The sequence below is a fragment of the Aliishimia ponticola genome (assembly GCF_004803475.1).
GTDB classification, from domain to species: domain Bacteria; phylum Pseudomonadota; class Alphaproteobacteria; order Rhodobacterales; family Rhodobacteraceae; genus Aliishimia; species Aliishimia ponticola.
The window spans coordinates 635,398-657,605 of sequence record NZ_SRKY01000001.1 but is presented as its reverse complement, the minus strand read 5'-3'; the positions used below and the strand labels follow the sequence as shown (position 1 = coordinate 657,605).

19 protein-coding genes are annotated in these 22,208 nt (G+C 60.7%); 10 read left to right on the top strand and 9 right to left on the bottom strand.

The annotated features are described in order from the left end of the window. Positions 1-62: 62 nt before the first annotated feature. Both E4Z66_RS03170 and E4Z66_RS03165 read right to left on the bottom strand, forming a co-directional pair. Positions 63-491, bottom strand: coding sequence for a hypothetical protein (locus tag E4Z66_RS03170; RefSeq protein WP_136461479.1), 429 nt, complete (start codon positions 489-491; stop codon positions 63-65). Positions 492-586: 95 nt separating this feature from the next. After that, a complete protein-coding gene (locus tag E4Z66_RS03165) occupies positions 587-1,075 on the bottom strand; it encodes a flavin reductase family protein (protein WP_136461478.1) in 489 nt (162 codons plus the stop codon). Between the two features lie 269 nt (positions 1,076-1,344). Between E4Z66_RS03165 and cheB the strand changes: the two genes are divergently transcribed. Further along, positions 1,345-2,394 carry a chemotaxis-specific protein-glutamate methyltransferase CheB gene (gene cheB, locus E4Z66_RS03160; protein WP_168797705.1) on the top strand — a complete coding sequence of 350 codons (1,050 nt, stop codon included), beginning with the start codon at positions 1,345-1,347 and terminating at the stop codon, positions 2,392-2,394. 3 nt (positions 2,395-2,397) lie between these two features. Beyond that, positions 2,398-2,946: a chemotaxis protein CheD gene (locus tag E4Z66_RS03155; protein WP_136461476.1), complete on the top strand. Its 549-nt coding sequence runs from the start codon at positions 2,398-2,400 to the stop codon at positions 2,944-2,946. A gap of 6 nt (positions 2,947-2,952) precedes the next feature. On the opposite strand, the gene E4Z66_RS03150 is transcribed toward E4Z66_RS03155, so the two are convergent. Together E4Z66_RS03150 and speB are read right to left on the bottom strand one after the other, a co-directional pair. After that, on the bottom strand, positions 2,953-5,004 hold the full coding sequence (locus tag E4Z66_RS03150) for an ASKHA domain-containing protein (protein ID WP_136461475.1): 2,052 nt from the start codon (positions 5,002-5,004) through the stop codon (positions 2,953-2,955). 88 nt (positions 5,005-5,092) lie between these two features. Beyond that, entirely contained in the window at positions 5,093-6,046 is a 954-nt protein-coding gene (speB, locus tag E4Z66_RS03145) for an agmatinase (RefSeq protein ID WP_136461474.1), read from the bottom strand. A gap of 128 nt (positions 6,047-6,174) precedes the next feature. Here speB and guaB point away from each other — a divergent pair, with 128 nt between their 5' ends. The 3 genes from guaB to E4Z66_RS03130 all read left to right on the top strand — a co-directional run bounded on the left by guaB (position 6,175) and on the right by E4Z66_RS03130 (position 11,218). After that, the gene (guaB, locus tag E4Z66_RS03140; protein ID WP_136461473.1) at positions 6,175-7,623 is read left to right on the top strand and encodes an IMP dehydrogenase; all 1,449 of its coding nucleotides are present in this window, start codon (positions 6,175-6,177) and stop codon (positions 7,621-7,623) included. A 79-nt stretch (positions 7,624-7,702) separates the two neighbouring features. Further along, complete coding sequence (locus E4Z66_RS03135) at positions 7,703-8,812, top strand: RsmB/NOP family class I SAM-dependent RNA methyltransferase (protein ID WP_246035861.1); 1,110 nt, start codon at positions 7,703-7,705, stop codon at positions 8,810-8,812. Between the two features lie 177 nt (positions 8,813-8,989). Further along, complete coding sequence (locus E4Z66_RS03130; protein WP_246035860.1) at positions 8,990-11,218, top strand: ATP-binding response regulator; 2,229 nt, start codon at positions 8,990-8,992, stop codon at positions 11,216-11,218. A 6-nt stretch (positions 11,219-11,224) separates the two neighbouring features. Here E4Z66_RS03130 and E4Z66_RS03125 read toward each other — a convergent pair whose 3' ends face one another. Further along, complete coding sequence (locus E4Z66_RS03125) at positions 11,225-11,830, bottom strand: sulfotransferase family protein (protein ID WP_136461470.1); 606 nt, start codon at positions 11,828-11,830, stop codon at positions 11,225-11,227. A gap of 179 nt (positions 11,831-12,009) precedes the next feature. Between E4Z66_RS03125 and recA the strand changes: the two genes are divergently transcribed. From recA to E4Z66_RS03105, 4 genes are all read left to right on the top strand, one after another. Then, entirely contained in the window at positions 12,010-13,083 is a 1,074-nt protein-coding gene (gene recA, locus E4Z66_RS03120; RefSeq protein ID WP_136461469.1) for a recombinase RecA, read from the top strand. A gap of 131 nt (positions 13,084-13,214) precedes the next feature. Continuing rightward, positions 13,215-15,884, top strand: coding sequence for an alanine--tRNA ligase (gene alaS, locus E4Z66_RS03115; protein WP_136461468.1), 2,670 nt, complete (start codon positions 13,215-13,217; stop codon positions 15,882-15,884). Between the two features lie 3 nt (positions 15,885-15,887). Next, complete coding sequence (locus E4Z66_RS03110; protein ID WP_136461467.1) at positions 15,888-16,178, top strand: DUF1330 domain-containing protein; 291 nt, start codon at positions 15,888-15,890, stop codon at positions 16,176-16,178. A gap of 122 nt (positions 16,179-16,300) precedes the next feature. Continuing rightward, positions 16,301-16,768 (top strand): hypothetical protein, encoded by a 468-nt coding sequence (locus tag E4Z66_RS03105; protein ID WP_136461466.1) that lies wholly within the window; start codon positions 16,301-16,303, stop codon positions 16,766-16,768. Between the two features lie 44 nt (positions 16,769-16,812). On the opposite strand, the gene typA is transcribed toward E4Z66_RS03105, so the two are convergent. The 3 genes from typA to E4Z66_RS03090 all read right to left on the bottom strand — a co-directional run bounded on the left by typA (position 16,813) and on the right by E4Z66_RS03090 (position 20,226). Then, positions 16,813-18,630, bottom strand: coding sequence for a translational GTPase TypA (typA, locus tag E4Z66_RS03100; protein WP_136461465.1), 1,818 nt, complete (start codon positions 18,628-18,630; stop codon positions 16,813-16,815). A 78-nt stretch (positions 18,631-18,708) separates the two neighbouring features. Next, positions 18,709-19,830 (bottom strand): carboxylate-amine ligase, encoded by a 1,122-nt coding sequence (locus E4Z66_RS03095; RefSeq protein WP_136461464.1) that lies wholly within the window; start codon positions 19,828-19,830, stop codon positions 18,709-18,711. Between the two features lie 60 nt (positions 19,831-19,890). Beyond that, a complete protein-coding gene (locus tag E4Z66_RS03090) occupies positions 19,891-20,226 on the bottom strand; it encodes a DMT family transporter (protein ID WP_136461463.1) in 336 nt (111 codons plus the stop codon). A 112-nt stretch (positions 20,227-20,338) separates the two neighbouring features. On the opposite strand from E4Z66_RS03090, the gene E4Z66_RS03085 reads away from it, so the two are divergent. Further along, positions 20,339-20,899, top strand: a complete 561-nt coding sequence (locus E4Z66_RS03085; protein ID WP_136461462.1) for a type 1 glutamine amidotransferase domain-containing protein — start codon at positions 20,339-20,341, stop codon at positions 20,897-20,899. 70 nt (positions 20,900-20,969) lie between these two features. Here E4Z66_RS03085 and E4Z66_RS03080 read toward each other — a convergent pair whose 3' ends face one another. Beyond that, positions 20,970-22,184, bottom strand: a complete 1,215-nt coding sequence (locus E4Z66_RS03080) for an NADP-dependent isocitrate dehydrogenase (protein WP_136461461.1) — start codon at positions 22,182-22,184, stop codon at positions 20,970-20,972. Between the last annotated feature and the right edge of the window lie 24 nt (positions 22,185-22,208).

The following is a 22,208-nucleotide window of genomic DNA, read 5'->3' as shown; positions in this document are numbered from 1 at the left end:
GGCGGTGTCAACGCGTCATTTTCCGGGGCGCATCTTTTCGTGGGGGCGACTGCCCGCCGGGGTCAGCCGCGTTCGATCAAGGCGCTGACGCTGGTTGTCACCCGGATCTGCGCGCGCGTGCCCCGGACACGGTTCATCACGAAGGGGCCGCTGACATTCACGCCGGGGATGGCAATGCGCCAATCGCCGGAAATGCGGTTGCCGTCTTCGGAGACATGCCCGACGTAAGAGATTATATCTTCGCCGCCCGGCACATCGCCCATGTATTCCTTACGAAACCGCACCTCATAGCCGGACCGCATTCCCGACAGCGATGCCGACAAATCCCGCGCCGCGATGGGGGAAAAGCTGTTGCGCTCGCAGGTAGTGCCCCAGATCACGCCGGCCACATCTGTCAGGCTGGCAGTGAAGGTCACGGCCTCATCCGGCGTGTTCGCATAGTCGAACACCCCCGTCCATTCGCCGCTGAGAGACAGTGCTTTGCGGGTCACCTGTTGATCCTGATTTCACACCCAAACAAGCTGTTGCACGGCTTTGGTGGCGCCGTCAATTGATCGTCCGGCGCCCAGTGACGCGCGCCCGGTGCCTAGGGCTGGGCGACGGTGGTGAATTCGCTGGCGAAGAAGGCCAGCGCGTCCCCTTTTTGCCAGCGCGCACGGGTGACTTTGCCCAGGATCAGCGCGTGATCGCCGGCAGGGTGAATATCGGTCCGGGTGCATTCGAAACAGGCCAGACAATCGGCCAGCAAAGGCACGCCTGCCGCGTTCGTGTCATGGGCGATGTCGCGCAGCGCAAAGCCATCCTTGGCGAACAGATCGCACAGGTCTTTTTGCGCTGCCGATAGCACATGAATGGCAAATTTCGGCGCCGCGTCAAAGGCCGCGAACCGGCGCGATTTGCGCGAGGCGGCCCACAAGACCAGCGGTGGATCGAGAGAGATCGACGAAAAGCTGTTTGCGGTCATGCCAACGGGGCCGTGTTCCGAAGGGCAGGTGACAATGGTGACGCCGGTCGTGAACCGCGCAAAACAATCGCGCAAATCCCGCGTGTTGGAGCCATCTGGTTCGAAAATCATCACCTATCCACGTCCTGTCCACGTTCCGTCATGTCGCCGCGCAACCTCGTGTCCCGCCGTCCGAGTGTAAAGGCGCAACTTGTCCGGCGCGCCGGTTTCACACCCCGGTATGGGCCGCGCCGTCTTGTTGTCTGATCTAGCTTATTGAAGGAAAAATCCATGGACGCATTAACACCATGTTGAAGAACGCCGGTCTAGACACGGCGCGAGACGGCTTCGGCACTGAGGGACGGGATTTGGCACGAATGGATGGTGGTCCGATACAGCATATGCCCACCCGCGTTATGATCGTCGATGACTCCCGCAGCATCCGGCGCTGGTTGCGCTTCGTGCTGGAACAGGATGAACGGCTTGAGGTCGTGGGAGAGGCGAGTTGCGCCTCGGAAGCGCGCAGGATGCTGGATCACCTGCAGGTCGATGTGATGACGCTGGATGTTAATATGCCGGGCATGAGCGGGCTGGAATTCCTGTCGCGCCTGATGATCCATCATCCGCTTCCTGTGGTCATGGTGTCTGCCCTGACAGAGGCGGGCAGCCGCGAGGCGATTGAGGCATTGTCGCTGGGCGCGGTGGATTGCATCGAAAAGCCGCGCTCTGCCTTCGCGCCGAATGTTGCCGTGCAGATTTGCGAACGGGTATTGCAGGCAGCGCATACACGGGTTCAGCCGGGCGCAGCAGGCCGCCGCATCGCGCGCAAAGAACTGGTGCCACCGCCCGAAGCGCAATGGCGCGGTGACGTGATCCTGATCGGGGCCTCGACCGGCGGTGTCACGGCGTTGGAACGGGTGCTGCGCGAGGTCGATGAAATCGCGTGCCCCATCGTGTTGGCGCAACATATGCCGGAAAATTTCCTGCGCAGTTTCACGCGCCGTCTGAATGAAAACTATCGCCGCCGCTTCACCCTTGCCCAGGACGGGATGGCGCTGGAACCCGGCCAGGCGGTGATTGCCATCGGTAAAGACGTGTCCACCCGGTTGATCCGCCGCACTGACGGGACGATCACCTGTGCTTTGGCCGCGCCCTCTGCCGAGGTTTTGTACCGGCCTTCGGTCGACGATTTGTTCCTCTCGGCAGCCGATGCGGGGCTATCGGGTGCGGCGGCAGTGATGACCGGCATGGGCGACGATGGCGCGCGCGGGCTACTGGCACTGAGGAAGGCAGGTTTTTTCACGATGACACAGAACGAATCCACCAGCGTCGTCTACGGAATGCCGCGCGCCGCATATGAATTGGGGGCGGCGGATTTGGCGCTTTCTCCCGATGAGATCGGACAACGCATCGCCAGCCGTATGAAAGCGCAATCAGCCGGAAGGATATAGCGAATGACCTCACTTACCGGAATCGCACCCGCCGGGCAAACGAAACTGATCGTTCAGGGCGAACATGCCATCACCGATGATCCCGATACAATCATCTCGACCTTGCTGGGGTCTTGCGTGGCGTGTTGTCTGTGGGATGACACTGTGGGCGTGGGCGGGATGAACCATCTTTTGCTGGCCGGGCAGAAAATCGGCAGCGGCTCCGGCTATGACATGGCGGGCGTGGCCGAGATGGAAGTTCTGATCAACGCGATCATCAAGAATGGCGGGCGACGTGAAAACCTGAAGGCCAAGGTCTTTGGCGGTGCGCAGATGCTGGAGACGGCGACTCAGATCGGGGAAGACAATGCACGGTTTGCCTTCGATTTCCTGAAGCAGGAAAATATCGCCTGTATCAATTCATCCGTTGGCGGAACATCAGCGCGTGCCTTGCGGTTCTGGGGCGCGACCGGACGGGTCAATATGCGTTTGCTGACGGAAACGCCGCCCGAACCCGTGGCGCCGCCGAAACCGGCCGCCGCGCCGGTTGGCAACGATCTGGAGCTGTTTTGAGCCGTTTCAGCCACGTCTGCGACGTCGGCGGCCCCCACTGGCACCTGCATCGCCGCCACTTCCGCTGTTGAAGCTGACATCGGGCAAGGCCACGACCTGTGCCAGATGTGGAAACGGATCGACCGCGTTCGGAATGGCCGAGGCGTTGATGAAATGCTCTTGGAACCGAGGCTCGATCGCGGTTTCGACCTTGGTGATCTGCGTGACCGTTTCTTCGATCTGCGCCCGCGCGGCGGCATTGCACAGGGCGATCCGCGCCCCGGTGCCCGCCGCATTGCCAGCACTGGTGACCTTGTCCAGCGGCACATCCGGGATCATCCCCAGGACCATCGCATGTTTCGGCGAGATATGCGCTCCGAAGGCACCGGCCAGAACCACGCGGTCCACATGATCCACCCCGCGTTCGTCCATCAACAGACGCGCGCCCGCATAGAGCGCCGATTTCGCAAGCTGGATCGCGCGAATATCACCTTGGGTGACGGTGATGCGCGGTCCGCCATCGGAGCTGGCGTCGTGGATCACATATTCATGCGTCCGGCCTTGCGGCGTGCACCGGTCTGTTCCGGTTTGCGCGGCGCTGCCGATCAGGCCCGCCGCGTCCAGGATCCCCGCCATGCGCATTTCCGCAACCGCTTCGATAATGCCAGAGCCGCAGATGCCCGTAATACCGGTCACAGCTGTTTCCTGCACGAAACCCGGCGTATCTGACCAAAGCTCGCAGCCGATCACGCGGAAGCGCGGCTCTTTGGTGTCCGGGTCGATCTCGATCCGTTCGATGGCGCCGGGCGCGGCCCGCTGACCGGAACTGATCTGCGCGCCCTCGAAGGCGGGTCCGGTCGGCGAGGAACAGGCCAGCACGCGGGATGTGTCGCCCAACAGGATTTCCGCATTGGTGCCCACATCGACCACCAGCACAAGGTCTTCGGATTTGCCCGGTTCTTCGGACAGCGCGACGGCAGCGGCATCCGCCCCGACATGCCCGGCAATGCAGGGCAGGATATAGATGCGCGCACCGGAATTGAGCGCATCCAGATCAAGATCGCGGGCACCCAGGTACAGCGCGCCGGAGGTCGCGAGCGCGAAGGGGGCTTGGCCCAATTCCACCGGGTCGATGCCCAAGAGCAGATGGTGCATGACCGGGTTGCAGACGAAAACGGCTTCGAGGATTAATTCCGGCGAGATATCCGCCTCGCGCGCGATGTCGCGGGCCAGGGTGTTGATCGCGTCCCGCACCGCGCTGGTCATTTCCAGATCGCCGCCGGGGTTCATCATGGCGTAGCTGACCCGGCTCATCAGGTCTTCGCCAAAGCGGATTTGTGGGTTCATCACACCGGCGGAGGCGATGACCTCGCCACTCACCAGATCGCACAGATGCGCGGCGATGGTGGTTGAACCAAGGTCGATGGCAAGCCCGTAAAGCCCGCCCTCGTGCAGGCCCGGCCAGATCTCGACCAGACGATGGGTGTCGTCGGCGTGACCCTTGTTCAGCGCGACGGTCACCTGCCACTTGCCTTTGCGCAGCACCGGCTGCAGTTTACGCAGAACATGAGGATCGCAGATCAACCCGTTGATTTCCCACTGTTCTGACAGGGCTGACTTCAGCCGCTCCAGATCGCCGGTGGGCTCGTGCATATCGGGTTCCTGCACGGTGACGAAATACAACCGCGTGGCCGGATCCATGGTGATCGCACGGGCCGTCGCGGCCTTGCGCACGACCTGTTTGTGCACCTGGCTTTCTGGCGGCACATCAATCACGATGTCTTTCAGTACGGTCGCCTGACAGCCAAGGCGGCGCCCGTCCTTCAAGCCGCGCTTGTCCTTGTAACGCTGTTCGACCGCGTTCCATTCGGACAGCGCGTCTTCGGCCACGGTCACGCCATGCTTGGAAAACTCGCCATAGGATGGGGTGATCTGACATTTCGAACAGATGCCGCGCCCCCCGCAGACGGAATCCAGATCGACGCCAAGCTGGCGCGCGGCGGTCAGGATCGGTGTGCCGACGGGAAAGCGCCCGCGTTTTCCGGAAGGGGTGAAAATGACGAGAGGATCGTGTTCCATGCGCGTCCCTGAGCTTGGCATTTCCGGCAACATAGGCTCTTGGCGGCAAAGCGAAAGCTGAATGGCGGCAAAATGCAGCCCGCGCGCGTCACTTCTGTCGTTCGTGGAAGATGAAACCGAGGAAATTCAGCAAAATCTGCGCAGCAAGGATCGCGGTGGAGCCGGTCGGGTCGTAATCCGGCGCGACCTCAACCAGATCGACGCCGACGATCTCGTGCCGCTTGGCGAGGTCCTGTAGCATTTCCAGCACGTCGTAATAGAGGAACCCGCCATGAGACGGTGTGCCGGTGCCCGGTGCGATGGAGGGGCAGAAGGCGTCGATATCGATGGTGACATAGACTCGCGCGCCCATGGGAATCCGTGTAATCGTCGCTGCGGGGCCAAGCGCGCGGGCTTGCCGCACAGACAGGATATCCGACCCCATCGCGCGGGCATCCTCGTACCCTTCGCGCGCGGTGGAGGACACGTTGCGAATGCCGATCTGCGTCAGTCCCGTCACATAGCCATGTTCCGCAGCGCGGCGCATCGGGTTCCCGTGGCCGTGCCGCACACCGTGCCGTTCATCCACGAAATCCAGATGCGCGTCGATTTGCACCACGTGAATGGCGCCTTGGTCATCAAAGGCGCGCAAGCAGGGGATGTTGATCGAGTGGTCGCCGCCAATCACCACCGGCAACGCTTTGGCGGCGAGGGCGGCGCGCACACCGGTTTCGATATTGGCGTGGCTTTTTTCGGTGTCGGTGTGAACGATATCGGCGTCCCCCATATCCACGATCTTGACTGAACCGGGCAGGTAGATCGCATCATCTTCGTGGTCATAGGCGCCAGCGTGGCCAAAACTGAACAGGGTCGACGCCTCCCGCACCGCGCGCGGCCCGAACCGGGCCCCGGACCGCCACTGGGTGCCGAAATCGAAAGGCGCGCCCAGAATGGCGATATCGGCGTCCAGGGCAGACCAATCGGGCTGATAGGGGCGCTTGCCGAAGGTGGCGATGCCGACAAATGGAAGGTCAAGCCGCCCGGAATCATAGCTGTTGGACATGGTCTGACCTCCGATTTTGATGGGCGCACCCTAGGCTGTGGAGGGCGCGATGTGCAATTGGGCTTTCCCTCGCGGCGCGCCCGTGTAATAGGGAAGCGCCAAATGAGGCTCCGCTGAGAGGACTGCGCATGGAGATTCGTGAGGCCCTTACCTTTGACGATGTACTTTTGGTTCCGGGCGCGTCTGACGTGCTTCCCGCAACCGCTGACACACGCACGCGTGTGACCCGGACGATTTCTCTGAACATACCGCTTTTGAGCTCCGCCATGGATACGGTGACCGAAGCGCGTATGGCCATTGCCATGGCCCAAGCGGGCGGTATGGGCGTCGTCCATCGTAACCTGACCATCGAAGAGCAGGCGCGCGAAGTGCGCCGGGTGAAGCGCTTTGAAAGCGGGATCGTCTACAACCCGGTGACGCTGACCGCCGATCAGACCTTGGCAGATGCCAAGGCGCTGATGGAACGGTACGGGTTTTCCGGCTTTCCTGTCGTCGATAGCCAACGCCGCATCCTGGGCATTGTGACAAATCGCGACATGCGGTTTGCAGAACGCGACGATACGCCGGTCAAGGCGATGATGACCACGGAGAATCTTGCAATCCTCAAGGAACCGGCGGACCGGGACGAGGCGATCAGCCTGATGAAGGCGCGCCGGATCGAAAAGCTGCTGATCACCGACACGGATGGTATTCTGACCGGCTTGTTGACACTGAAGGACACTGAACAAGCGGTTCTGAACCCGACGGCCTGCAAGGACCAGCTGGGGCGTCTGCGCGTTGCTGCGGCCTCCACTGTCGGAGATGCCGGTTTTGAGCGGTCCGAGGCGCTGGTGGATGCCGGTGTGGACATGGTCGTGATCGATACGGCGCATGGTCATAGCGCCGGCGTTGCCGAGGCGGTCCGCCGCGCGAAATCGCTGTCCAACGAGGTGCAGGTCGTCGCCGGCAACGTGGCAACGGCAGAGGCTACGCGCGCTCTGATCGATGCGGGCGCGGACGCGATCAAGGTTGGGATCGGGCCGGGCTCCATCTGTACCACGCGGATGGTCGCGGGTGTCGGCGTGCCGCAGCTTACCGCGATCATGGATTGCGCAGCGGCGGCGGGCGACGTTCCGGTTATCGCGGATGGCGGCATCAAATTCTCGGGCGATTTTGCCAAGGCGATTGCGGCGGGCGCGTCCTGCGCCATGGTCGGTTCGATGATCGCGGGCACAGATGAAAGCCCCGGGGAAATCATTCTGTATCAAGGCCGTAGCTTCAAAAGTTATCGCGGTATGGGCAGCCTTGGTGCGATGGCGCGCGGATCAGCGGACCGCTATTTCCAGAAATCCGCCGCATCGGACAAGCTCGTCCCCGAGGGGATCGAAGGCCAGGTCGCTTACAAAGGCTCGGCCGGGGCGGTCATCCACCAATTGGTCGGCGGCCTGCGTGCGGCCATGGGCTATACCGGCTGCGCGACGGTCGATCAGATGCGGTCCAACTGCCAGTTTGTGAAGATCACCGGTGCCGGTCTCAAGGAAAGCCACGTACACGACGTGCAGATCACCCGTGAGAGCCCAAACTACCGTGTGATGTGATATGCGTCCGGAAGCGAGGATTGCGGCGGCCATCGAGGTTCTCGATGAGATCGTAGGTGGCGCCGCGGCCGAAAAGGCCTTGACCAGCTGGGCACGGCGCAGCCGGTTCGCCGGGTCCAAGGACCGTGCGGCGGTGCGCGATCACGTCTACCACTCGATCAGAAACCTGTCGTCTTTTCAATCGATTGCGGGCCAAACCTCATGCGGCGCTTCGGGGCGTTCGCTGATGATTGGCGCCTGCGTGGCGCAGGAAATTCCTCTCGACACGGTGTTCACCGGCGAAAGACACGCCCCGCACCCGCTGACGGACGAGGAACGCGCAGCCATCACGGCACCGCCATCGGACGATCCCGATATGCCCGCGTGGATTTTTGAAAGCCTTTCCAACGCGATGGGCCATGACGTAGCTCTGCAGCAAGCGCGTGCGCTGTCTCATCGCGGGCCGATCACGCTGCGGACGAACCTGCAAAAGACGACGCGGCCCGCGCTGATGGATCGGTTGACCCGCGCCGGGGTCGACCTGCGGGAGAACCCTCTGGCGGAGGCCGCGTTGACGCTGGTTCAGGATCGCGGTGGCCTGACCAATTTGCCGGAATTCCAAGAGGGCCTGTTCGAGATGCAGGACGCCTCCAGCCAAGCCGTCGTCGAAGCGCTGGATTTGTCCCGGTCGGATCACATCCTGGATTTCTGCGCCGGCGGTGGGGGCAAGACCCTCGCGCTGGCGGCACGCTCTGGCAAGGTCGTGACCGCGCATGATATTGATGCCGGGCGGATGAAGGATCTTCCGCAACGGGCGGAGCGTGCTGGCGCGCAAGTGCGGATCATGCGCGACCGGGCGCATTTGAAACCGGCGGGCTTTGATATCATTCTGATCGATGCGCCATGTTCCGGTTCCGGGTCATGGCGGCGTGCGCCAGATGCCAAGTGGCGATTGACGCGGGAACGTCTGGCCGAACTTCAAGCGATCCAACGTGATGTATTGATGCAAACTGTGCCGCTTGCTTCTGCGCAGGGGCGCATCTGTTATGCGACCTGTTCGATCCTTGCCGAGGAAAACGAGGTCCAAAAGGATTGGTTTCTTGCCAATTTCGATGGGTGGGCTGTGCATCAAGAGCACCATTGGACCGTGACGCCAGACGGAGATGGCTTCTATCTGGTTCAATTTATGCGGGAGAACGCATTCGACTAGTGACCCATGATTGGTTATTCTGCGTTAGCGTGTCGCAGGTTAAGTAGGAATTAACCAAACGCGGCGCGTAATACGTGACAACGAATCAACGTGGGGACAGGTATGCAACTCGTTGCTGGTCGCGGAAAACACCTTCTGGATCTGGCGCGTCATGCGCGGTCCAGGCGTCGCGGCCTTATGTTGGCGACCGTTGCGATGGTCGCGATAGCGTTTCTCGCGCCTGCGGGATTGCCGCGTATCGGTATTATCACGTCGGCCAGTGTTCTTGTCGCGCTGCTTGGCGTGTTTGTCATTCTGTGGTGGCGCATCGACCTGTCGGACCGGGTCGAAGAAACGTCGCTTGCGAATTTCATATCCGAAGACGTGCTGCCAAGCTTCATTACGGATGAGGATGGCGTTGTTCTGTTTACAAACCGTGCAGCGCGCGTGCGCTGCGATGGCCGGGTCAGTGACACGCTGGGCGGCACGTTGAAGCAGATATTCGCGAACCCGTCGCCGATCCTCAACCGGTTGCAGGGCGCGGTCTCTGATGCGGGTGCCGCCCGGGAAGAGATCGTGACGCGCAAGGGGCATGTTCGCCTGTCCGTGCATCGGATGAGCGATAATCGCCTTGTTTGGCGGCTTGAGGATTTGCAGGAAAAGGCCGTGGCCACACGCTCTGCCGCGCCGCAATTGCCGATGCTGATGCTGGGGCGCAATGACGCGATCTTGTCCATGAACGAGGCGGCGCGCGCGCTGATCGGGCGACGTGTCAAATCGCTGGACCGTGTTTTGCTGGACCCGAATATGCGCCAGGGCGTTCCGACGGATATCTCGACCGATACGGGCCGTGTCACGGTTACGCCTTGTGAAATCGATGCGGGGGCAGGGCGCCGGGCGCTCTATTTCCTGCCCATAGACAACCCGCAGCACACGGAAGGTTGGCAGGCGATCGAAGAACTGCCCGTACCATTGCTGCGCGTGTCGCCCAGTGGCGATGTCCTGACTTACAATTCGTCCGCCAAGTTTTTGTTGGGCGATGAATTGCGCTCCGGCGTGCTGCTGTCGGATCTGATGGAGGGGCTTGGCCGGTCCATTCGCGATTGGCTGCGCGATACCTTGGATCGCCGTGCCGGGCAGAACTCCGAATTTCTGCGGCTGCGGCGCGCGGATAAAGAGGTGTTCGTGCAGGTGACGTTGACCCCGGTCGACACCGCCGATGGTCCTGCGCTGATTGCCGTTCTTAACGATGCGACCGAGTTGAAAACGCTTGAGGCGCAATTCGTACAAAGCCAGAAGATGCAGGCGATCGGGCAATTGGCGGGCGGCGTCGCCCATGATTTCAACAACCTGCTCACCGCGATTTCCGGCCATTGTGACCTTCTGTTGCTGCGCCATGACCAAGGCGATCCCGATTACGCCGATCTGGTTCAAATCAACCAGAACGCCAACCGCGCGGCGGCGCTGGTCAGCCAGTTGCTCGCCTTCTCGCGCAAGCAGACCCTGCGCCCCAAGACAATCGACATGCGCGACACGCTTGCCGATCTGACGCATCTACTGAATCGTCTTGTCGGGGAACGGGTGTCGTTGCACACAAGCTATGATCCGGTTCTGCCGCCGATCCGCGCCGATAAGCGCCAGTTGGAACAGGTTCTGATGAACCTCGTGGTGAACGCGCGCGACGCGATGCCGGAAGGCGGGCAGATCCGCGTGACCTGCGAATATGCCGAACTGTCGGAGCCGATGGTGCGCGACAATGCCACTGTGGCGGCGGGAACATATGTTTGCGTGACCGTGTCCGATGAGGGCATCGGCATCCCGCCCGACAAGCTGCAAAAGGTGTTTGAGCCGTTCTATACGACCAAACGGACGGATGAGGGCACCGGGCTCGGCCTGTCGACTGCCTATGGTATCGTAAAGCAGACCGGCGGCTTCATTTTCGTCGATAGTATCGTCGGCAAAGGCACCACCTTCACCATCTATCTTCCCGCGCAGGACGCGCAGGAGGAAACGGTCGAAGCCGATGTTGTCGCGGTGGAACAGAAAGTCACACCCGCACATGCCGAAGGCGTGATCCTGCTGGTAGAAGACGAAGCCCCCGTGCGCGCCTTTGCCAGCCGCGCGCTGCGTATGCGCGGCTACACCGTGTTGGAGGCCGACAGCGCGGAAGCGGCGCTGGAAACGCTTAGCGATCCTTCGCTCAGCATCGATGTCTTTGTGACCGATGTGGTGATGCCGGGTATGGATGGCCCATCCTGGGTGCAACAAGCGTTGAAAGAGCGGCCCGATACCCGGGTTGTGTTCGTCTCTGGCTATGCCGAAGATAGTTTTGGCGAGACACAGTCGCGCATCCCGAATTCGGTATTTCTGCCCAAGCCGTTCTCGTTGACCGATCTGGCCGAAACGGTGCATCGCCAACTGCACTGACCGCCGTTACAGTTGCGAGACATCCAGCGTTTCATGCAGCGCGAAATCGGCAGCGAATTTGCGCCGCAGCTTGGCTTCGACAGCAGGGTCGAGCGTGAGGGAATGATCGGGCGAGACATTCATGCTTTCCGTCACAACCTGAACGCCCAAACGACCGGCTAGAAATGTGTTGAGCGCATGCGGTTCTTCGTAGCGAAACAGATGCGAGACGCGGCACCCGTTGGGCTGGGCGCGCAGGAACCGGGTTTGACTGCCGACATCCGCATGTGGGGGGCGCTGGCCCTTCAGGTAATCGGTCACGAAGGCGTCAAACGACATCCCTTGCGTGCTGGTCGGCTTGCCGTTCAGGAACGAACGGCGCCGATAGCGATACCAACTGCCCAGCCACGAGATCGGCTCCCGGATGACTGCCAAAAGCTCCGGATCGGTGCCGCAGACGGATGTCAGCATGGGCCGAAAGAATCTGTTATACCGATAGACGGGCGCATGTTTCAGTTCCGGCGGGTTGGAAATCACCATATCCGCCCGATCGCGCAGCGCGATTTCGTAAGCGGTGCTCCCCGTCTTGGGAACCGCAAGGAAAACAAGATTTTCGCGCGTAAAAACAAGCATCTGAGCCTCTTCTTCGCAATAGCGGAACTCAGATAACACATCCTTAATATGTCTCTCGCAAAGTCAGTATATGTAGAATTGTATTGAAATGTTCTCCTTTTGATCGCATAGAGAACAAGAGGCGAACATAGGCAGTGATTGCCGCCCCCCTCAGGGTGTGACAATAAAGGACAACCAGAATGGCAACGGCAGATCTTTTGACCATGAACAACAAGCAAAACGCCGACAAACAAAAGGCGCTCGACAGCGCGTTGGCCCAGATTGAGCGTCAATTCGGCAAAGGCTCCATCATGAAGCTGGGGCAGGAAGGCGCGACGCAGGACATCAAGGCCAGCTCCACCGGATCGCTGGGGCTTGATATCGCGCTTGGCATTGGCGGGCTGCCGATGGGCCGGATCGTCGAGATTTACGGCCCGGAATCGTCGGGTAAGACCACGCTGACGCTGCATTGCATCGCCGAACAGCAGAAAAACGGCGGCGTATGCGCCTTCGTCGACGCGGAACACGCGCTGGATCCTCAATATGCCCGCAAGCTGGGCGTCGATCTGGACGAATTGCTGATCTCGCAGCCCGATACGGGCGAACAGGCGCTTGAAATCACCGATACGCTGGTGCGGTCCGGCGCGGTGAACATGGTCGTGGTCGATTCCGTGGCCGCGCTGACGCCGAAATCCGAACTCGAAGGCGATATGGGCGATTCCAGCGTGGGTGTTCAGGCCCGCCTGATGAGCCAGGCCATGCGCAAACTGACCGGATCGATCAGCCGGTCGAATTGCATGGTGATCTTCATCAACCAGATCCGGATGAAGATCGGCGTTATGTTCGGCAGCCCGGAAACCACGACGGGCGGTAACGCGCTGAAATTCTATTCCTCCGTCCGGCTGGACATCCGCCGGATTGGCGCGCTGAAAGACCGGGATGAGGTCGTCGGCAACGCCACGCGGGTCAAGATCGTCAAGAACAAGGTCGCGCCGCCGTTCAAACAGGTGGAATTCGACATCATGTATGGCGAAGGCATTTCCAAGATGGGCGAGCTTCTCGACCTGGGTGTGAAGGCGGGGATCGTCGAAAAATCCGGCGCGTGGTTCTCTTATGGTGACGAGCGGATCGGGCAGGGGCGTGAGAACGCCAAGCAATTCCTGCGCGAGAACACCGCCATGGCGCTGGATATCGAAGACAAGATTCGGGCCGCGCATGGTCTGGAATTCGACATGCCGCCGGGTGCCGGGGATGACGACATCATCGAAGCCTGATCGCCGGATCGGATGACATTTGAGAGGGGAGGCACGCAACGTGTCTCCCTTCTTGCTTTGCTGGGCTGTGGACAGTCGAACGGGCGAAAGGTATGTGAACGGAACCGTCCAACTTTCGCAAGGCGCCGCTGATGGTCTCGCTCAACGACATTCGTTCCACCTTCCTGAATTACTTCGAAAAACAGGGGCATGAGGTCGTGCCATCCAGTCCGCTGGTGCCGCGCAACGATCCGACCCTGATGTTCGTCAATTCCGGGATGGTGCAGTTCAAGAACCTGTTCACCGGCGTTGAAACGCGCGACTATTCCCGCGCGACGACCTCGCAGAAATGCGTGCGGGCGGGGGGCAAGCATAACGATCTGGACAATGTCGGCTATACGGCGCGTCACCATACCTTCTTTGAAATGCTCGGAAATTTCTCGTTCGGGGATTATTTCAAGGCCGAGGCGATCCCATTCGCCTATGAGTTGATTACCCGCGAATTCCAGATCCCGTCCGATCGGCTTTACGTGACCGTCTATCACACGGATGACGAAGCGGCGCAGATCTGGAAAAAGATCGGTATTCCCGAAGACCGGATCATCCGCATCGCAACTTCGGACAATTTCTGGCAAATGGGGCCGACCGGGCCATGCGGTCCGTGCACCGAGATTTTCTATGACCACGGGCCCGATGTCTGGGGGGGACCTCCGGGTTCGCCCGAGGAAGACGGCGACCGGTTCATCGAAATCTGGAATGTCGTGTTCATGCAGAATGAACAGTTCGAAGACGGCTCGATGCGGGCGCTCGACATGCAGTCGATCGATACTGGCATGGGGCTGGAACGGATCGGCGCGTTGCTGCAAGGCAAGCATGATAACTACGACACGGATCTGATGCGGTCGCTGATCGAGGCATCCGCGGATGTGACCTCTGCCGATCCGGATGGCCCCGGCAAGATGCATCACCGGGTGATCGCGGATCATTTGCGGTCCACCTCGTTCCTGATCGCCGATGGGGTGATGCCGTCCAATGACGGGCGTGGGTATGTGTTGCGCCGGATCATGCGCCGCGCGATGCGCCACGCGCATATGCTGGGCTCTGCCGATCCGGTGATGCACCGTCTGGTTCCGGCGCTGGTGCGACAGATGGGGGCCGCCTATCCAGAGCTGGGGCGCGCGCAATCGCTGATCGAAGAAACGCTGTTGTCCGAAGAAACCCGGTTCAAGCAGACGCTGGATCGTGGGCTGAAACTACTGGATGACGAGCTTGCCGGCTTGCCGGAGAATGCCCCGTTGCCTGGCGCGGCGGCGTTCAAGCTCTATGACACTTACGGGTTTCCGCTGGATTTGACGCAGGATGCGCTGCGCGAAAAGCAGCGCGAGGTTGACGTAGACGGGTTTGATGCCGCCATGGCGGAGCAAAAGGCGCGGGCGCGCGCAGCTTGGTCCGGGTCCGGGGAGGCTGCGGATTCGGCGATTTGGTTCGACATTTCCGAACGCGAAGGCGCGACCGATTTCCTTGGCTACGACACGGAAAAAGCCGAAGGCCAGTTGCTGGCACTGGTTCGCGATGGGGCCGAGGTCGATACGCTCACCACCGGGGAAACGGGGTGGGCAATCTTGAACCAATCCCCGTTCTATGGCGAATCCGGCGGCCAGGTCGGCGATAGCGGTTGGCTGCGTCGCTTGGAGAACGAGGACGATCTGGCGACTGTGACCGACACGCAAAAGATGGCCGATGGCAAGATCATCGCGCATCAGATCACCGTGACCGCCGGGACGTTCAGCAAGGGCGATGCCCTTGCGCTGGAAGTCGATCATGCGCGGCGCTCTGCCATTCGGGCGAACCACTCTGCAACGCACCTGCTGCATGAGGCTTTGCGCGAAGCACTTGGCGATCACGTGGCGCAACGGGGCTCTCTCAATGCGCCCGATCGCCTGCGCTTCGACTTTTCCCATGGCGCGGCGCTTTCTGCGACGGAATTGGCGCGGATTGAAACAGAGGTGAACGCCTATATCCGGCAAAACGCGCCAGTTGAGACGCGGATCATGACACCGGACGATGCGCGCGCCTTGGGGGCGCAAGCTTTGTTCGGCGAAAAGTATGGCGACGAAGTGCGCGTTGTGTCCATGGGCATGTCGGATGGATCCGGCAAGGGGAGCGACGGCAACACCTACTCGCTTGAACTTTGTGGCGGTACGCATGTGCGCCGCACCGGCGATATCGGTGCCTTTGTTACGCTCAGCGACAGTTCCGCCGCCGCCGGTATCCGCCGGGTCGAGGCGCTGACCGGCGAGGCGGCGATCAACCATCTGCGCAAGCAGGACAGCCTTTTGACGGAAGTCGCTGGCGAGCTGAAGGCGCAGCCGGGCGATGTGCCGGAACGTGTCAAAGCGCTGCTGGGCGAACGTAAGAAGCTGGAGAACGAAGTCGCGCAATTGCGGCGTGAGTTGGCCATGGGCGGTGGTGGCGGCGATGCGCCCGCCGCGAAGGAGATCAACGGCGTTCGCTTCCTCGCCAAGGTGCTCAGCGGCGTCACGGGCAAGGATTTGCCGCCCCTGATCGACGAACATAAATCGCAGATCGGCTCCGGTGCCATTCTTTTGATCGCAGAGGCCGACGGCAAGGTTGCGGTGGCCGCGGGTGTCACGCAGGATGCGACGGATCGGGCGAATGCGGTCGATCTGGTCAAGGCCGCCGTGGCGGAACTGGGCGGCAAGGGCGGCGGTGGTCGTCCTGACATGGCCCAGGGCGGCGCGAAAGACGCGGCCAATGCGGAAGCCGCGATTAAGGCCGCCGAAGCGGTACTGGAAGGATAAGATATGGGCGCACTTTGGATTGCACATGTAACGGTCACGGACGCAGAGTCTTACGGCAAATATGCCGAGCTGGCCGGGCCTGCGATTGCGAAACACGGCGGCAAGTTCATTGCGCGCGGTGGGCGCTTTGTTCAGCTGGAAGGGCGCGAACGGCCACGCAATGTGGTCGCCAAGTTCGAATCCGTGGAAGCGGCGGTCGCGTGCTACAACTCGCCTGAATACCAAGAGGCGTTGAGCCATGCGCGGGATGCGTCCGAGCGGGAGTTGATGGTCGTCGAGACGTCGGACGAGTAAAAACTTCCTTAAATTCTGGATTGTTATCCTTCGTTAACAGCGTGACCCTTTGCGTTGGGGTAACGCTGGTCTGCTATCCACGGGAAGTCAGCTATCTGACGCATCATCCCGTGGAGAGGCCAATGTTAACGAATTTCAATACGGCGGCGAATGCGTTGCAGACGTCGCAGCAGTATTTCTATCAAAGAGCCACAGACGCGGTGGAACAGCGTCTGGATGGTCTTGCGTCTCCCTCCGACACTTCTGAAATTCGTGATCGCGACGCCCCGGATTTGGTCACCGGCACAGGTGAGGCGGACGCACAGGAAAGCGTTGCTTTGACGGAAGGTCTGGCGGCGCTTGGCGTGGGCGCCTCAGGGCAGGGGGATCGCCCGGAACGTGGACCTGGCGCCGAAGGCGGCGGCGCAGGGGCATCGCGGGGACCGGAGCGAGTCTCGGACACGGTCGCGCTTGATCTGCTCAATTCCACGTTGGAGGAATATGACGCCAGCGAAGACACCGCAGGCGTCGATTTCGCGACACTTCTGGCACAAAGGATGGAAGAAGCCGGTCTCGATTCGACCTCTCCCATCATGGATTTCCGCGTCTGACCCCGCCGGGCCGAATAAACGGCCGCGACGGGCATGTCTCCCGGTTAAAGGGACTTTGACATCCGCTTGCGCTCATGCGGATCAAGGTAGCGCTTGCGCAGACGAACCGCGTTTGGCGTCACTTCAACCAGCTCATCATCGTTGATATAGGCAATCGCCTCTTCGAGGCTCAGCGTCATTGGCGTGGTGAGGCGCACCGCTTCGTCCGAACCGGACGCGCGCACGTTGGTCAGCTTCTTGCCCTTGAGCGGGTTCACTTCTAGATCGTTCTCGCGGCTGTGTTCGCCGATGATCATGCCCTGATAGACCGGCGCCTGCGCCCCAATCATCATCTTGCCGCGATCTTCGAGGTTCCACAGCGCATAGGCGACGGCCTCGCCATTCTCCATGGAAATCAGAACGCCAGCGCGGCGACCCGGGATCGGTCCGCGATGTTCGGTCCAGCCGTGGAACACGCGGTTCAGCACGCCGGTGCCGCGCGTATCGGTCAGGAATTCGCCGTGATAGCCGATCAAACCGCGCGACGGGACATGCGCGATGATCCGCGTTTTGCCTGCGCCAGCCGGTTTCATTTCGACCAACTCGCCCTTGCGGGTGCCGGTCAGCTTTTCGATGACCGCGCCGGAATATTCGTCATCCACGTCGATCGTGGCTTCTTCGACCGGCTCCATCACTTTGCCGTCGACCTCTTTCATGATCACCTGCGGACGAGAGATCGAGAGTTCGAACCCTTCGCGGCGCATGTTTTCGATCAGAACGCCCATCTGGAGTTCGCCGCGGCCGGACACTTCGAAGGCTTCACCGCCGGGCGTGTCCTTGATTTTGATCGCGACGTTAGATTCTGCCTCTTTATAAAGCCGGTCGCGAATGACGCGGCTTTGGACTTTCTTGCCGTCGCGGCCCGCAAGCGGGGAATCGTTGATGCCGAAGGTCACGGTGATGGTCGGCGGGTCGATCGGCTGCGCTTCGAGAGGTTCGTCAACGGCCAGGGCGCAGATCGTGTCCGCAACGGTGGCCTTCGCCATACCTGCAATCGACACGATGTCGCCGGCATTCGCCTCGTCGATGTCCTGCATCGACAGGCCGCGGAAGGCCTGGATCTTGGTCACGCGGAACTGTTCGATCTTTTCGCCGATGCGCGACAGGGCCTGAACCGTGGCCCCCACCTTGATGGAGCCGCTTTCGACCCGGCCCGTCAGAAGACGGCCCACAAACGGGTCGGAGCCGAGCGTCGTCGCCAGCATCCGGAAGTCGTCGCCCTGCTTTTTCAGCTGTTGCGGCGCGGGGACGTGGTTGACGATGAGGTTGAACAGCGCGTGCAGATCCTTGCGCGGCCCGTCCAGTTCCGGATCGGCCCAGCCAGAACGGCCGGAAGCGTAAAGATGAGGGAAATCAAGCTGATCTTCGTCCGCGTCGAGCGAGGCGAAGAGGTCAAAACATTCGTCCAGCGCGCGGTCAGGTTCGGCGTCGGGTTTGTCCACCTTGTTCAGAACCACGATGGGGCGCAGGCCAAGGGCAAGCGCCTTGGACGTCACGAATTTCGTTTGCGGCATCGGGCCTTCGGCAGCGTCTACAAGCAGAACAACACCATCCACCATTGAGAGAATACGCTCCACCTCGCCACCGAAATCGGCGTGGCCGGGGGTGTCGACGATGTTGATACGGGTGTTCTTCCATTCGACGGAGGTCGGCTTGGCGAAAATCGTGATCCCGCGCTCGCGCTCAAGATCGTTGCTGTCCATCGCGCGTTCCGCCACAGCCTGATTTTCGCGGAACGCTCCGGATTGCTTGAGCAACTCGTCCACGAGCGTGGTTTTGCCGTGGTCAACGTGAGCGATAATGGCGATATTGCGAAGATCCATGAATTCCGGGTCCTTTGAGAGGGTCGCGCGGGCCATACCGCGCGAGGTCCACAAAGGCTAGTGGGTATTTTCAATGGGTCAGAACGCTGCGATCAGATCATCGACGACTTGGATCAGCGCCTCGTCCGCAGTGGCGCCCTCTGCAAGCGCTTTGGCGTGAATTGCGCGTTGCCGCGTCGCAGAGTTTCCATTTGACGCCAATCGCCGCGCATGGAGCAATTCGCTATGGCACTCCAGCGCTTCGGCGTCGGGGCCAAGCATGTCGATCACCTCTTCCATCAGGTCCGCAAACCCGGTGAGGGCGCCGCGTCCCAGATCGATCAATTCGCCATCGGTGCCGAACCTTTGGGCACGCCAGCGGTTTTCCATGATCAGGGTGCGCGGATACAGACGCCACCGCTGATTGCGGCATTTGAGCCGGTATAGATAGGCGATCAGCGATTGATAGATGGCGGCGATACAGGCTGCGTCTTCGATCCGGGTGCAAATATCGGTGATGCGCTGTTCGACCGTGGGAAATTTGTCCGACGGACGGATATCCCACCAGATCTTGGTGCCGTCTTCGATACAGCCGGCCTGCACCAGCCGGTCGACCATGCGGCGATAGGCGGCGAAACTGTGCATGTCATCGGGCAGGCCGGTGCGCGGCATCGCGTCGAACACGGTCAGCCGGTACGAGGCCAGCCCGGTATCCGCGCCTTCCCAAAACGGTGAGGAACAACTGAGCGCCAGCAGATGCGGCAGAAAATAACAGGCCTGCTGCATCAAATCGAGCCGCAGGTCCTCATCCTCGATCCCGATATGGATATGCATCCCGCAGATCATCATCCGATCCACCACCTGTCCCATATCGCGGGCCAGCCCGTCATAGCGCGGCTTTTCCGTTCGTTGCTGATCGCGCCAGTGGGAAAACGGGTGGGTCGATGCGGCGATGGGGGCAAATCCGAAATCGGCGGCCACGTCGCGCACCCCGTCGCGCAGGGCCCGCAGATCCGTGATCGCGTCGGGCACGGATTTATGGGGGCGGGTGCCGACTTCGATCTGGCATTGCAAGAACTCGCCCGTCACTTGCTCGCCCAAACGGTCTTTGCAGGCCGCCACAAAAGCATCCGACGGTTCCGTGACCAGTCCGCGCGTGGTTTTGTCGACGATCAGGTATTCTTCTTCGATCCCAAGCGTCAGTGATGGCCGGTCCGACATCGCGTGCCCCTTACTCCTTTCCCCACCATAGGCGGAGCGGAAAACGGCCCGCAACCGTCTTCAGTGCGTGACCGTGTTGGAGAAAAGCTGAATCACGACGATCCCGGCAATGATCAGCCCAAGACCGACCATCGCGGGCCAATCGAGGACTTGGCCGAACACCACGAACCCGATCAGCGCGATTAGCACGATGCCAAGGCCCGACCAAATCGCATACATGATGCCCACCGGCATGGTCCGCAGGGTCAGCGACAACAGGTAGAAGCTGATCGTGTAAGCGACGATCACCAAGGCAGAAGGCCAAAGCCGCGTGAATTGCTGGCTGGCTTGAAGTGCCGAAGTTCCGATGGTCTCGGCGACGACTGCGACGAACAAATAGACATAGTGCAACGGCATTGTGGCGGGACTTTCCGGTGGCGTGATGATGGAAGGGGGCAGATTTTTCGGAACGATCTGAGCCGCTGTGCATTGGGTTGTCAACGTATGACGGAAACGAAGGAGAAACATCATGCCGACGATTACCGAAGCGAAGATTCTGATCCTGTCGACCAATGGCTTTGAGCAGTCAGAACTGGAAGTGCCGCGCGACAAGCTGCGCGAGGCGGGCGCCACCGTACATGTGGCCACGCCGGATGGCGCTGCGATTACGGGCTGGGATGATAAGGATTGGGGCCGTGAGGCCAGCGCGGATGTTGCAATTGGCGACGTCACACTTGCAGATTATGACGCCGTCGTGCTGCCGGGCGGTCAGATCAACCCCGATATCCTGCGCACAAACGAAGAGGCCGTGGACCTGATCCGCAAGGCCTATAACGATGGCAAGACCGTCGCCGCCATTTGCCATGCCCCGTGGTTGCTGGTCGAAGCTGGCGTCTTGAAGGGCCGCAAGGCGACATCCTACCCGTCGATCCGGACCGATGTGGAAAATGCCGGCGCCCATTGGGAGGACAGCGAAGTGGTGACAGACCAGGGCCTGATCACCTCGCGCAATCCGGGCGATCTGGATGCATTCGTGTCCAAGATCATCGAAGAGATCGAAGAAGGCACGCATGAGCGCAAAGCCGCGTGATCCGTGACGATTGCACGAAATGAAAAGGGCGCGCAGTTTTGCGCGCCCTGATCCGATTTCAGGCAGGCTTTCAGCCCGCAAGCGCCTTGTTCAGGTTCTCGTCAATCTTTTCGAGGAAGCCCATGGTCGTCAGCCAGCCCTGATCGGGACCGACCAGAAGCGCCAGGTCCTTGGTCATGAACCCGGATTCCACGGTATCGACGATGACCTTTTCCAGAGTCGTGGCGAAGGTCATCAGCGCATCATTGCCATCCAGCTTGGCGCGGTGCTTGAGACCACCTGTCCACGCATAGATCGACGCGATGGAGTTGGTCGAGGTCTGCTCGCCCTTCTGGTGCTGGCGGTAGTGGCGGGTCACGGTGCCATGCGCCGCTTCCGCCTCAACGATCTTGCCATCGGGGGTCATCAGCTGCGACGTCATCATCCCCAATGATCCGAAGCCTTGCGCAACCACGTCGGACTGCACATCGCCGTCATAGTTCTTGCAGGCCCAGACAAAGCCGCCATTCCACTTGATGGCACAGGCCACCATGTCGTCGATCAGGCGGTGTTCGTACCAGATTTTCTTGGCTTCGAACTGCTCGCGGAATTCCGCGTCATAAACTTCCTGGAAGATCTCAAGGAAGCGCCCGTCATATTGCTTGAGGATCGTGTTCTTGGTCGACAGATAGACAGGCCAGCCCAGGTTCAGACCGTAATTGAACGAGGCGCGCGCGAAGTCATAGATCGATTTGTCGATGTTATACATGGACATGAACACGCCGGGGCCATCGGCCTTGTAGACCTCATGTTCGATTTCCTGACCGTCTTCGCCGACGAATTTCATGGTCAGCGTGCCGGGGCCGGGGAATTTCATGTCGGTCGCTTTGTACTGGTCGCCAAAGGCATGGCGGCCTACCACGATGGGGCGCGACCAGCCGGGCACCAGGCGCGGCACGTTACGGCAGATGATCGGCTGGCGAAAGATCACACCGCCCAGAATGTTGCGGATCGTGCCGTTGGGCGACCGCCACATCTTCTTGAGACCGAATTCCTCGACCCGCGCCTCATCCGGCGTAATCGTGGCGCATTTGACCGCGACGCCGACCTCCTTGGTCTTTTCCGCCGCATCGATGGTGATCTGGTCTTCGGTGCGGTCGCGTTCTTCGATCCCGAGATCGTAGTAAAGCAGGTCCAGATCCAGATATGGCAGGATCAGCTTGTCCTTGATAAATTGCCAGATGATCCGGGTCATTTCGTCGCCGTCCATCTCGACGATGGGGTTCGCTACCTTGATCTTGGTCATGGGAGGTCCTTGGTTGTGATCTGT